At 44.1% G+C, this 12,827-nt stretch carries 14 protein-coding genes and 1 pseudogene; 9 read left to right on the top strand and 6 right to left on the bottom strand.

The genetic code is table 11. The features are described from left to right. Positions 1 to 18: 18 nt before the first annotated feature. From rpsE to O9323_RS21940, 4 genes are all read left to right on the top strand, one after another. Positions 19 to 540 carry a 30S ribosomal protein S5 gene (gene rpsE / locus O9323_RS21955; RefSeq protein ID WP_002746611.1) on the top strand — a complete coding sequence of 174 codons (522 nt, stop codon included), beginning with the start codon at positions 19 to 21 and terminating at the stop codon, positions 538 to 540. A gap of 10 nt (positions 541 to 550) precedes the next feature. Continuing rightward, complete coding sequence (rplO, locus tag O9323_RS21950; protein WP_002753896.1) at positions 551 to 994, top strand: 50S ribosomal protein L15; 444 nt, start codon at positions 551 to 553, stop codon at positions 992 to 994. Positions 995 to 1,257: 263 nt separating this feature from the next. Continuing rightward, positions 1,258 to 2,577: a preprotein translocase subunit SecY gene (gene secY / locus O9323_RS21945; protein WP_002753894.1), complete on the top strand. Its 1,320-nt coding sequence runs from the start codon at positions 1,258 to 1,260 to the stop codon at positions 2,575 to 2,577. A gap of 70 nt (positions 2,578 to 2,647) precedes the next feature. Then, on the top strand, positions 2,648 to 3,214 hold the full coding sequence (locus tag O9323_RS21940; RefSeq protein WP_002753892.1) for an adenylate kinase: 567 nt from the start codon (positions 2,648 to 2,650) through the stop codon (positions 3,212 to 3,214). Positions 3,215 to 3,606: 392 nt separating this feature from the next. On the opposite strand, the gene O9323_RS21935 is transcribed toward O9323_RS21940, so the two are convergent. From O9323_RS21935 to ccmO, 6 genes are all read right to left on the bottom strand, one after another. Continuing rightward, positions 3,607 to 3,801: a DUF2281 domain-containing protein gene (locus O9323_RS21935; RefSeq protein ID WP_002753891.1), complete on the bottom strand. Its 195-nt coding sequence runs from the start codon at positions 3,799 to 3,801 to the stop codon at positions 3,607 to 3,609. 330 nt (positions 3,802 to 4,131) lie between these two features. Further along, positions 4,132 to 4,506: a type II toxin-antitoxin system PemK/MazF family toxin gene (locus tag O9323_RS21930; RefSeq protein WP_002753889.1), complete on the bottom strand. Its 375-nt coding sequence runs from the start codon at positions 4,504 to 4,506 to the stop codon at positions 4,132 to 4,134. Continuing rightward, positions 4,487 to 4,789: a hypothetical protein gene (locus O9323_RS21925; RefSeq protein ID WP_002753887.1), complete on the bottom strand. Its 303-nt coding sequence runs from the start codon at positions 4,787 to 4,789 to the stop codon at positions 4,487 to 4,489. Before O9323_RS21925 ends, O9323_RS21930 begins: the two co-directional genes overlap by 20 nt. A gap of 220 nt (positions 4,790 to 5,009) precedes the next feature. Continuing rightward, on the bottom strand, positions 5,010 to 6,323 hold the full coding sequence (locus tag O9323_RS21920; RefSeq protein ID WP_223210836.1) for a site-specific DNA-methyltransferase: 1,314 nt from the start codon (positions 6,321 to 6,323) through the stop codon (positions 5,010 to 5,012). 2 nt (positions 6,324 to 6,325) lie between these two features. Continuing rightward, complete coding sequence (locus tag O9323_RS21915) at positions 6,326 to 7,198, bottom strand: hypothetical protein (RefSeq protein WP_002753879.1); 873 nt, start codon at positions 7,196 to 7,198, stop codon at positions 6,326 to 6,328. A 420-nt stretch (positions 7,199 to 7,618) separates the two neighbouring features. Next, complete coding sequence (gene ccmO, locus O9323_RS21910; protein WP_002753877.1) at positions 7,619 to 8,419, bottom strand: beta-carboxysome assembly protein CcmO; 801 nt, start codon at positions 8,417 to 8,419, stop codon at positions 7,619 to 7,621. Positions 8,420 to 8,632: 213 nt separating this feature from the next. On the opposite strand from ccmO, the gene O9323_RS21905 reads away from it, so the two are divergent. The 5 genes and pseudogenes from O9323_RS21905 to O9323_RS21885 all read left to right on the top strand — a co-directional run bounded on the left by O9323_RS21905 (position 8,633) and on the right by O9323_RS21885 (position 12,600). Further along, on the top strand, positions 8,633 to 9,712 hold the full coding sequence (locus O9323_RS21905; protein WP_002753873.1) for a RuBisCO accumulation factor 1: 1,080 nt from the start codon (positions 8,633 to 8,635) through the stop codon (positions 9,710 to 9,712). A 289-nt stretch (positions 9,713 to 10,001) separates the two neighbouring features. Then, positions 10,002 to 11,039: a polysaccharide pyruvyl transferase CsaB gene (csaB, locus tag O9323_RS21900; protein WP_288125752.1), complete on the top strand. Its 1,038-nt coding sequence runs from the start codon at positions 10,002 to 10,004 to the stop codon at positions 11,037 to 11,039. Positions 11,040 to 11,274: 235 nt separating this feature from the next. Next, positions 11,275 to 11,580 (top strand): annotated as a pseudogene (locus tag O9323_RS21895) (IS30 family transposase); the annotation flags it as partial. A 325-nt stretch (positions 11,581 to 11,905) separates the two neighbouring features. Next, positions 11,906 to 12,136: a hypothetical protein gene (locus O9323_RS21890; protein ID WP_288125751.1), complete on the top strand. Its 231-nt coding sequence runs from the start codon at positions 11,906 to 11,908 to the stop codon at positions 12,134 to 12,136. A gap of 146 nt (positions 12,137 to 12,282) precedes the next feature. Further along, positions 12,283 to 12,600: a 2Fe-2S iron-sulfur cluster-binding protein gene (locus O9323_RS21885; protein ID WP_002732025.1), complete on the top strand. Its 318-nt coding sequence runs from the start codon at positions 12,283 to 12,285 to the stop codon at positions 12,598 to 12,600. The last annotated feature ends 227 nt before the right edge of the window (positions 12,601 to 12,827 follow it).

Below are 12,827 nucleotides of genomic sequence, written 5' to 3'. Positions count from 1 at the left end.
TTCAACACTGATAAAACTATGGCAAAACGTCGCAAAGGCAACCGCGAAAAAGAAAAAGAAACCACTTGGCAAGAGCGGGTCATCCAGATCCGCCGGGTTAGTAAAGTGGTTAAGGGTGGTAAAAAACTCAGCTTCCGGGCCATTGTCGTGGTCGGTAATGAAAACGGCCAGGTGGGAGTGGGAGTCGGCAAAGCAGGGGATGTGATCGGGGCCGTCCGTAAAGGCGTGGCCGATGGCAAAAAACAACTAATTGAAGTCTCCTTAACTAAGGCTAGTTCTATCACTCACCTCACCCGGGGTGCTTCCGGAGGCGCTCAAGTGATTATGCGTCCGGCTGCTCCGGGGACTGGGGTTATTGCTGGGGGTGCTGTCCGTACCGTTTTAGAACTAGCTGGGGTGAAAAATATCCTCGCTAAACAACTCGGTAGCGATAACCCCCTCAATAACGCTAGAGCCGCTGTTAACGCTTTGGAAACCCTCCGCACTTTCTCGGAAGTGGCTAAGGATCGAGGCGTATCTGTAGAACATTTGTACACATAAAAAAATCACCATGAAACTCCACGAAATCGCCCCCCAACCGGGGTCAACTAAACGCCGTCGTCGTGTGGGACGGGGTGTCTCGGCCGGCCAGGGCGCTAGCTGCGGTCTGGGAATGCGCGGACAAAAATCTCGCTCTGGGACGGGGACTCGCCCCGGTTTTGAGGGGGGACAAATGCCCCTCTATCGTCGGGTTCCCAAATTAAAGCATTTTCCTTTGGTTAACCCCCGTCAATACACAATCGTTAATCTGAAAAAATTAGCTTCTTTACCCGCTAATACGGAAGTTACCCTAGAAAGTCTCCTAAAAGCTAACATTCTCACCAGTAACGACGGCCCTTTAAAAGTTCTGGGTGATGGTGAAATTACTGTTCCCCTCAAGGTGAAGGCCGCCGCTTTTAGCAATAGTGCTAAAGAGAAAATTACCGCCGCTCAAGGTACTTGGGAAGAGATATAAATTTCCCAGCAGATTAGGAGGCAGGAGGCAGGAGACAGGAGACAGGAGGCAAAAGGCAAAAGGCAAAAGGTAAAGGGCAGCTTTGTTCTCCCCACACCCCACACCCCACACCCTAACGCCCAATCCCCACACCCTAACACCCAATCCCCAAGACCGGATTGCTATATCATAAGAAACACAGGGGAAATCTTAAAAAAATCGAGAAAGTTTTCCCCCTCGATTACTTTTTCCCATAAAAAAAACTGCACTAGAGGTAACTGTTAATGGTCGTCAGTCGTGATAAGGCTCCCACGGCACAGGAAACGTTTATGCAAATGGCACAAGCGGCCGGTTTACGCGGTCGCTTGTTGATTACATTGGGTTTACTGGTTCTGCTCCGTTTTGGGATGTTTGTACCGATCCCCGGTTTGGATCGGGCAAGATTAGCAGAAATTATTCAAAGTAACGCCGCTTTGGGAATCCTTGACCTGTTCACCGGGGGAGGATTATCGACGTTAGGGATTTTTGCCCTCGGCATTCTTCCCTATATCAACGCCTCAATTATCGTGCAACTACTCACCGCGGCCCTTCCTTCTTTGGAAGATTTACAGAAAAATGAAGGAGAGGCAGGACGGCGAAAAATTGCCCAAATTACCCGTTATATTGCCTTTGCTTGGTCAATTATTCAAAGTATCGGTATTACTCTCGGTTTATTGGTGGCTAACGGCGTTGTGGCTGGAACTTTACCCTCGATCGCCGCTACGGTTCTCGCTTTAGTGGCCGGTTCTATGTTCGTGATGTGGATTTCGGAACTGATTACGGAACGCGGTCTGGGAAATGGAGCATCTTTGCTGATTTTTGTCAACATTGTCGCTGTTTTACCAAAAACCCTCGGTGATACGATTACTTTTGCTCAACAGGGTGGCCGACAAGCGATCGCTCAAGTGGTGATTCTCTTGCTGGTTTTCTTGGTGATGATTATCGGCATTGTTTTTGTTCAGGAGGGAACCCGTCGGATTCCGATTGTTTCTGCCCGTCGTCAAGTGGGTCGTCGTCTCTATCGGGAAAGAACCAGTTATCTACCCCTACGACTCAATCAAGGGGGCGTGATGCCGATTATTTTCGCCTCCGCAGTGTTGGTCTTACCTTTCCAATTGGTGCAAGCTTTACCCACGGATAACCCCGTCGGTCAGGTTTTAGTCCAGCTGGTTAATGCTCTGCGTCCCGATAGTTGGGGTTATGTGGCTTTTTATAGCTTACTAATTCTCGGTTTTAGTTTCTTCTACGCTTCCCTGATCGTTAACCCCAAGGATATGTCCCAAAACCTGAAAAAAATGGGGACCAGTATTCCGGGGATTCGACCGGGGACCGCTACTACTAATTATCTGGAAGGGGTGCTGAATCGTCTCACCCTTTTGGGCGCTCTCTTTTTAAGTTTGGTGGCTACTGTGCCGACTGTAGTAGAAAGCGCCACCGGTGTCACCACTTTTCGCGGTTTGGGGGCAACTTCCCTATTAATTCTGGTGGGGGTGGCGATCGATACGGCGAAACAAATTCAAACCTATGTCATCTCTCAACGCTATGAGGGCATGATTAAACAGTAGTTAGATAGTCAGCCAGTGACCTTTTAGCGGTTACTGGTTGTTTTTTCCCTTAAAACCCTATATTTAATCCATGAGCAAACGGATCGGTGTGATATTTTTGGGACCGCCCGGATCGGGAAAAGGGACCCAAGCGGCAAAATTAGCGGAATCTCTGACGATTCCCCATATTTCTACCGGTGAAATTTTACGTCAAGCAATTACAGAGAAGACAGAACTTGGTCAGCAAGCACAAGCTTATGTGGAAAAGGGCGAATTAGTCCCCGATGAGTTGTTATTGGGTTTAATTCAGGAACGTTTAAAACAGCCTGACAGTGCTAAGGGTTGGATTCTTGATGGGTTTCCCCGCACGGTGGCACAGGCGAGCTTTTTAGACGCATTACTGGAAGAATTGGCCGATAGTTACACATTTGTGGTTAATTTGGCTGTACCAGATACGGTCTTAATTGAGCGTCTCATGCAACGGGGTCGTCAAGATGATACTAAAGAAACGATCGCCCGTCGCCTACAGGTTTATATCGACCAAACTGCCCCCGTTTTAGATTATTACGGTCAAAAGGGGACTCTTAACCATATCGACGGTAATCAACCGATGGACGCGGTTACTGCCGCTCTAACAGCAGTTGTGACTCCTGTTTAAAGTTTCCCTCAGTCAGTCATCAGTAATCAGTTATCAGTGATCAGTTATCAGTGATCAGTCAGTAAAAATTACCACTTTTTATAAGTTTTTTATATCAAACAGCCGTTAATAGTTGAGAATATTTAAATTTACATTTCGCAATATTTATCTTTTCTTAAGGATTTATTGAAAATAATTCTCATTTGTTTACGAGGTTGCAATACTTCCAGCGATTATGGTATAATTCTGGGCTCTTCGGGAATTGTTATGCAAATAATTAACTTAAAATAAAATTCGATGAGAGCAACTACGCTCAAAAGTAGCTGAGCTGAAATTCATACAGGAAAGGACTTAAGGCACAAATAGGTTAATACCAAAAGATAGACAGGCTCTTCGTTACCCTTTATGCTAAATCAACAGACAAGATGCTGTAACTCAATTGATGTGTAATCAGTTTTAAGCATCCCTGCCCAGTCTTGACGGAGTTTACGTTTTATAGGTTGATTAGATTTACTTAAAAGTGACTCTACAAACGTTTGTACTTCAACCTTTAACTGGGGCGATAATTGTCTCACCAGTTCTTCTAGTGATTTTGCTGATGTACTCATGTATTTTACCAATTCAACTTTTTGTAGTAGTTGATAACTAATCTACCACCAGTCTAGCATAGGATTTGATGAGAAATAGCACTAATCTTGAAAACCCATATAAACCAGTATAGCGTCCTAAAGCAAGCCCTCCAACCTCATCTAGGGGTGCTATCCAGTGCCTTCGGTATCGCACTTTAACCCACAGTTTCAATCAATGTGCATGGTGAGTTCCCCAAAATCGAGCGCTGGAGCAGTAGGAGCCACATTAGGGAACGCAGCCTACCAGCTGAATTCACTACGTTTACATGATTATGAGTTATCTAACACACGGTCGGGTGCAATCATTTGTTAGACCTCAAATTCGATTACAGTAGCAATGGAAGCTATAATTTCTAGCATTGTAATTTCAGAAACGCTTCCTAATTTATGAATAAACCTTTGTAAATCCACCCCCCTTAGTTGAAGAGTATCAATTGCAGAAGCTTTATTCAATCCATTGATACTGTTAGGTTCAATTTTAACGTGCCAGAAATTTGCTGAAAAATATGTTTTCCAGTCTGTAATAGGAGCAATAAGCTTGATAGGAAGCTTTCCTACTGAATCGGAACTGATAACGACGGCAGGACGCAATTTTTTGATTTCTGCACCAACAGTAGGATCGAAGTTGACTAACCAAATTTCTCCACGTTTTGGCAGCTCAGGGTTAATACTCAATGATGTCACCGGCCATTAACTGCTGCCATTCAGAATCTTGTTGATAGTGAGAGAGCATTATATCGGCTTGACTTTTGAGAATATTCCTCCGTTCAGTCATTGGTAACTTCAGAAAAGCAAGACGCTGTTTTAAAGATGGAGATATATCTTCGGTGCTAGAAGAATCAGAACTAACTTCTTCAACCAAAATAACTACCTCAACAGTTTGTCCTACAGTCAGATCTGGAGATTCAATTTCAATTCTATTTCCCGGTAGGACTTTTGCTGTCGTGTACAAAGTTGATTTAACCATTTTAAGCCTTCTCTTTAAGTATTGTTGTTAATATAGCTTATTAAGATCGGCGACCGCACTTTAACCCACAGTTTCAATCAATGTGCATGGTGCGTTTCCAAAAATCTATTAGTGGAGTAGTAGGAGCCAGATTAGGGAACGCACCCTACAAAATTGCGTACTGCTACGCAGTGCCTTCGGCATCGCACTACAGCTTATTGGTTCAGCATAACGGATAAGTTCAGCGGCGCGCTTGAGCGCGTCCGCTGGAACGAATTGTTAGAACCCCGTTTGGCGATGTAATGTCAGCATCTTTAGGCTGAATGTTTTCTTCCGCAGCCTCTTCAAACAGTGTGAAGTCGGCAATGCTGAATAGTGGCAATGAAACTTTTTTGGATTTCTCATTGACAAAATCACCCATACGATCCGAGCCATTAGCCATCCTATGCAATATTGTTGTAATAGCCTCCTGGCTACGATCAACACCAATCCATTTTCGCCCAAGCTCTGATGCCACCACTAATGTGGTTCCAGACCCTGCATAGCAATCTAGGACAAGATCACCGGGATTTGATGATGCTTCAATAATTCTAGAAAGAAGTGCAGGATTCTTTTCCGTTGGATAGCCGGTTATATGAATGTTTTGATTATGCGCGTCACGAAAGTCCATCCAAATGTCTTGCACTGGAATTCCAGCGCTATTTTCAAGATAGATTTTTCGGCGCGGGTTTCCCGTTGGCGACCAATAAATCTCTCCACGGGCATCCATCTCATCTAGGGTTGACGGTTTATATTGCCAATGCTTTCCGGGTGGCGGCAGCTTGCCTTTCCACTCCCCACCTGTTTCCCCGTTACGGACACCGGGAGCATGGACGGGTACTTTTTTGTATCTGCGCCCATCGGGATCAAGGCATGGATACTCCTTTACTGATTTAACTTCATCCCATGGTTCAATTGGTCGGTTCCATACATAGTTATCGCTCTTTGTGTAGAAAAGAATGTAGTCGGCTACATTTCCGTATGTCTTTCTCGTGTAGTTCTTAGGATTGCACTTCTTGCGCGTTATGCAATTTCGGAAATTTTTCTCTCCGAAAATTTCATCTAAGACGACGCGAAAATGAAAAATCATTCTTTCATCAAGGTGAAGGTATAGCGAACCATCATCGGCCAACAAACGGTGAATTAAAATTAGGCGTTCGCGTAACGTTTCAACAAAATCAGGTCCAACAAGATGATCGTCATAAGCATGGTTTTGTTTTCTTGACTCAAAGGATGATGCAGTTGCAAATGGAGGATCGATGTAAACAAGTTTCACTTTTCCGCTTACGGCTTCATCCTTCGCTAAAGCCGCAAGTACAGCCAAGTTGTCCGCGTGGTAAAGCCTATTATCGCCGCCTGAATATGCCGAATTTGGCGAGTAGTGTCCTGCGGGAAGCGCAAGAATATCTTCTTGTGCCTTTTTTCCGGGGTAATCTAGGCGAAAACCATTAGTGTCCAGAGGCGACACCCTTTCCCCTTTTGTACGATTTCCCATGCCTGGAATTGGAACCGCCATACTTAAGACCTCAACCATTCAGATGTGATGCGATCTGGAACCATGCGCAGCGTGACAACCTTTACGCGGTCTGGCCATTGATCTTCGATGTAAGCGTAATCATTCCACATAGAACCAAGTAAGAGGCCTGGGCCGTCATTCACATAAATTACTTTGATATGTGGCAATCCATGACTGTCTGCATAGTCAAGAATCTCTTGGGCAACTTCACGATATTGACCTGTGCGATCGTCCTCCTGTGCACCGCCGCGATCTGAGTCGTAGCGAGCCAAACCAATAGCAAGCACTTTCTTGCCTTCATAGATAACGAAGTCCACTGGACGATCTGGCTTCGGATAATCCTTAAAAACATTTCCTAGCAGCACATCTTTACCTGCTCTTTGAGGGCCTGTAACAACAAACCCGATATGCTGGCTGCGCAGAACATCGAATAACCTTTCAGTTAAGTCATAGCCTTTTTTACCGCGGTCCTTGTATTCCCAAAGCACTGCGCATAAAGCTTCGTCGGGCATGGGGCGACTGTCAAATTTTTGTTGGACTTCGACAATATTCCTGAAAGCATCACCAAACTGAGCGCATATTTTATCTGCGTCTGTTTTTCTTTTTAACATTTCAACTGGTGTTTGTGGGCTAACGTACTTCTTAAATACACGGCAAAGCTGCGTACGCATCCACTGATTCCTCGTGTCCATAATAGAGGTGAAAAAGTTAGTGGAAGAATGTGATGCCTTTAGCAATAGCCCAAACTCGACTAGAACTGGCTCATATAATCGGCAAGCGTCAGGGAGAATATCTGGGTAATACTCACCTGTGGCGAGTGTGATCCACGCCTCAGCTTCGGATTTGTAGTCGGAAAATTTTCGTTCTTTTTTCATTGAGCTTGCAGACCCACTATTTAAGAGGTTCTAACTACATATTATCCGGAAACTTTCCGTATAACACTCTCCAGACTAACGATATGGGTCAACTTTTGGCATATCACTCTATTTAGACGCAACCGCCCGAACTTTTCCCTATATCACGCCCAAAAGCCTGTTAGCCAGATTAGCATATTGTCAAAAACCTTGTTTAACTAAATTCCTGACAATTAGGCCAATTCTAGCGACGATTATTCGATCTGACCGCACCCCTTGACAAAAATTTATCATTATTCGATTGGTTTAATTGTCGGGTGCTTCTGCACAGATTTTTTACTGGGAAATCCACACCCACCAACAAACTTTTTGCCGCAAATCCTAATTCAACCTTTTGCTCCTGTACTTTTAGCAGCATAGGAGCAAGGTTGAAAATAAAAATTAATAATTGTCCTCATCGGTGATAACTTCCACGGGAATCACTTCTTCTAACACTTTTTCCTGCATTTCTTGGCGACGAATCGGTATTTTGGTTTTTTCCAATTCTGGTAAAGCGACCAATTCCCGTTGTTTTTCCCGGACAGTATTGGGTAACAACATCGGTAAAGGTTCGGGGGTTTCTAACCAGTAGCTGGCCACCGGTAGGGTATGTTCTAAATCTTCCAATAAACGGGGAATAATCATCACCGCGTGCAGTTCACCGATTTTCTCTGCTTCCCGCATTCCCGCATCAATGGCCACGGCCACATTAGCGACGGAACCCCGGATAATGGCCGTACACAAACCATCCCCAATCGTTTCGTAGGAAGCTAACTGCACATCGGCCGATTTTAACATGGCATCGGCTGCCCCCACCATAGCGGGAAAACCGCGGGTTTCCAAGAGACCGATCGACATATTGCTCAGTTTGCTGAAACCCCGTTGACTTTGGGCAATTTCAGCTAAACGGCTACCAATTGGGAAAATTACCTCTAAATTGGGCATCGGTCGGGGAATAACCGATTTAGATACCAATTGTCCGAACTGTGCCGCGGTTTTTGCCCCTTCTTCCACTGCTAACCGCACATCGGCAATATTACCACGCACGATCGCAGTACAGTGACCACCGCCAATTTTTTCGTAACCCACGAGGGTAACTTCTGCCGATTTTAGCATCATATCCGCCGTCCCGACGATCGCCGGAAAGCTGAGGGTAGAGACTAAACCCAAGGCGCTATCTTTGGGGTGACGCTTGGTTTTCATCGTCCTTTGACCGGGGTTAGTTGTGGACGAGGAGGGAATGCTTCCATTAACTCTTAATCTAGACATTGAAGATAAACTTGCCCTAACAGGTACGAAGGGGGTGATTGTCAGCTATCCTGTTACTATCTAGTCTATCCTGTTAACCTTAATTGCTATTGAAGATTTTTGAGGGATTAGATAAATTTTAGTTATTGTAGCTTGATCAAGTTGTCTATGACAGAACAGCCTCGCAGTACAGATGATCGAATCAGCGAAACGGAAGCGACCGAATTAATGCGCTCGCTGCTTCATAAGGAAGGAAATTGGGTGAATTGGGGGCAAAAATGTCAAAAACTGCAAAAAGCTGGCTACGATTCCCAGTTAATTTTTGAACAAACCGGGTTTCAAAATGCCCAACAAAATTTAATTATTGTCGCTGCCCAAGTTTTTGAGAGTTTAATCAAATCGGGAGCAGATGAAGATTTGTTAAGTTACTACATCGGGCCGCGCAGTGATGTGCTATACGAATTACGGATTCTCAACCAAGAACAAAGATTGGGGGCAGCGAAATTAGCGGCAGAAAAAAGGATTGAGGTGGCTGAAGCACACGATATCGCCAAAGCTATCCAAGATTTTTCCCGTTTATCCCAGATTCCCAGTGAATTTACCCGTCATCCTGGAGATGCGATCGCTTATCAGTGTTGGAAACGGGGCAAACAAAAGCGGGATTTAGCCGAAAGAGCGAAATTAATCGCTAAAGGTTTGAAATTTGCCCATTCTGACTCGGCCAGACAGGCGATCGAGTCCTTACTACAAGATTTTACCGTTACTCCCACCCGTAGCGCTCCCCTGCTGCCCGTCCATCGTTTACAGGATGAGGACGAATTAGCCAGAATTATTCCTTTAGTAGGCAGATTTCCGGTGACGGTAACTGATATAAAACACACAGAAAGTTTGAGCGTCGAGGAACCTTTTCGACTGGTAACGGTGGGGGATAAACAAACGATTGTGCCTCTCCCCGGTTGGCAAGCAATTCTCAAGGCGATCGATCCTGTAGCTATTTTATGGCCTAGCGATCAATTACCTCGATCGATTGCCACTAGGTCTGAGGAAGTGTTATTAGTAATCGATCGAGTTTTGGCCGAATGGGACGTGAACAATTATTATCTAGTAGAGAGAGATAATTCCGTCTCTTTACAATGGTTTGATAGTTCCCCCGATGTCACCATACTAGGTGAATTGATCTTGATTTTAAGAGCCAAAAATATCCTCGATGAAAACAACATCACCGAACCCTGGCAAATGGACGACTAAATCAGTGATCAGTGATCAGTAACCAGTGATCAGGTTTAAGCTATTAGTTATGAGTGGGAATAAGAAAATAGATAAACTGATAACTGAATCGAATAAAACTGGTCACTACTAACTTGTAGCTGACGGCATAACTTAAGAAACTAAGAGACATTTTTCAAGGAAAAAGTAACAAAGAGGACAAAGGAGACAGGAGACTCGGAGACAGGAGACAAATTTACCATACTTTTGCCTTTTGACTCTTGCCTTTTTCTGGCTGATAACTGATAACTGATAACTGATAACTGAATATATGCGTGCAGTAATTTGTGGATATTATGGGAGAGGAAACGGAGGAGATGAGGCATTATTAGTGTCTCTATTGCAGATGCTGCCGTCAGAAATTAAACCTATTGTTTTGTCAAATAATCCCAGAGAAACCAGTCAACGTTATGGGGTGGAAACCTGTCCTAGTCGGGATTGGTGGCAAGTTTTTCAAACTCTTAAAAAAGCCGATATATTTATCTGGGGTGGTGGCAGTTTAATGCAGGATGTCACCAGTTTTGCCAGTCCAATTTATTACGGTGGTTTAATGGCTCTTGCTCAATTATTGGGCTTAAAAACTATTGCTTGGGGGCAGGGAATTGGACCATTAAATAGACCTTTTACCCGTTGGTTAACCAAAAAAGTCTTAAAACAATGTAGTTTAGTTAGTGTGCGCGATGATACTTCGGCTCATTTAGTCGCCAATTGGGGTATTAGTCCCATTGTTGCCCCCGATCCAGTATGGGCTTTAGAAGCTCAATCAGTCAAGGGGTTATCGGATTTACCCGCCCCAAGAATCGCCGTCAATTTACGTCCCCATCCCCTATTAACCCCAGCAAAATTAGATAAATTAACCCAAGCTTTAATTCATTTGCAAACCAGTACGGGGGCGTTTATTCTCTTAGTCCCTTTTCAAAAGTCGCGGGATTTGCCCCTCTGTGAAGCTGTAGCACGTCAATTAAGGGAAAATTATCAAATCATTAGCTTAGAGGATCCAAGACAGTTAAAAGGCTTATTTCGCGGGGTAGAAATGGTGATCGGAATGCGCTTTCATAGTTTAATTATGGCCGCAGCAGAAGATTGTCGTTGTTTTGCCCTTAGTTATGATCCGAAAGTGTCGCGATTAATTGCCGAAGTACCGATGCAGGGTTGGGAATTAGATCAGTTACCAGAAACAGTTAATGATATTAGTAATGCTTGGATTAATTTTTATGCCAATGGAGAGGGATTAACCAGCGATCGCAAACATTTTTTAATCGATCGAGCTTTAATTCATCGAGAAATTTTATCTAGATTGGTGAGCTAATTTTTATGTCGAGTGCTATTACCGAAGCGATCACGACTTCACGACTATTGCCCTGGGTGAGACAAGATTTGGCTCTACCGAACCTGTCATGTAAAACTATCAACAACTTATGCTTGTAAAGCTTGTACACTAAGGCTTTGAATTTTTGTTAGATTGATATTTATCAACTTTAGAGCATTGCTGTGCAGAGAGGGAGCTTGAGGAATTTTCTACAGTGTAAGTTCGGAAGAACCGAAAAAGAAAGAGTCGAAATGGAGCAAAAAGTAAGCGTGGAGAGATGACCGGGCGTGTAGATATCAGCGAGCGACCAGCAATTGCTGACCAGAAAACCGAAATCGGTCATTGGGAAAGTGACACAATGATTGGAGGCAATCATCTAGGAGTTCTCGTTACATATATGGACAAAGCCTCGAAATTTTTAGTAGCAGGATTAGCCAAAAACAAAACCGCATCGGAAATCAATAGAGTCACAGAAAAACTTTTCCAAGAGATTCACCCTGACAAAAGAAAAACCTTTACTTGTGACAAGGTTAAAGAATTTTGGCTCTCCCAGGTTTGGTGGGTAAAATGTATTCTAAGATACATTCCTCCTAGCGAGGGGGTGGAACGAACCACAAAGACACAAAGGACACAAAGATCGATCAATCCTATGTCAATTAAACTTATCACACAGAACCTAGAAGAGCCGAATTTTGGCTCTCCCAGGTTTGGTGGGTAAAATGTATTCTAAGATACATTCCTCCTAGCGAGGGGGTGGAACGAACCACAAAGACACAAAGGACACAAAGATCGATCATAATGTAAGTTAAACTTATCACACAGAACCTAGAAGAGCCTCTCTAGCTTGATTTTCTCACCTTGAGTGTGTGACTGCTCACCTCTTTGTAATAAACCTACACCTGTCAGAACGGGTGATGGGGGTAGAGGTGGACAGTGCGATCGCTCATTTGGATGAGTTAGCCCGCAGTCGCGGCTATAATGTGGTTAAAAGGATGACAGCTTGGACAAAGTTAATCACGGCAGTCCCGGGAGGAAAAGCGCAACTAAAGACGCTCGTGACGGGAGTACATACCAGGGTCGATAATTTTTGCTTATAGAATCGTGAAATGCTTACTAGGCAACACTTTTAGGACTATTTTTGGAAAAAAACTATCAGTATAGACCTCGTTTCCACACAGAAACCAGAAGAGCCCCCAATCTAGAATGATAAAATAGGTGACGTTAAAAGCATCATTCATTAGCTATGACCACAACCCACAAAGTAGAAATTTCTCATTTAGGAAAAATACAAACGATCGAAGTTAGGGAAGATCAAACTATACTACAGGCGGCCTACGATGCGGGGATTGACTTACCCAGTTCCTGCAATGCGGGCGTATGTACTACCTGCGCCGCTCAACTTTCCCAGGGTAGCGTCGAACAAGGAGAGGGCATGGGATTATCCCCCGACCTGCAAAAAGAAGGCTATGCTTTGTTATGTGTGGCCTATCCTCGCTCGGATATTAAACTGGAATCTGGCAAGGAAGAAGTAGTTTATCAACGTCAATTCGGAAAACCCTAGGCCAAACTGGGGGTAATATGAGAAATTTTCGGGGGTTTCCCCCCAAAAAACCAGATTTTGAGCCAATAGAACCAGCAAACCCTAACTAGGGCTTGCTGAAAAAGTAAGGGGGCAGCAGGAGAAAGATAATTGATTATTCAAGCCGATTGAGAAGATAAGTTTTTGTTGAGATAATTCAGAGAAAATATAACTTTTATTAATAGCAAAGGGGAGAAAACAGGAGAAAA

Origin of the sequence: Microcystis sp. LE19-131.1A (genome assembly GCF_027532015.1) — a bacterium.
In the GTDB taxonomy this organism is placed as follows: domain Bacteria; phylum Cyanobacteriota; class Cyanobacteriia; order Cyanobacteriales; family Microcystaceae; genus Microcystis; species Microcystis ichthyoblabe_A.
Note: the sequence above shows the minus strand (reverse complement) of the source record. Positions and strands in the feature narration are given on the sequence as shown.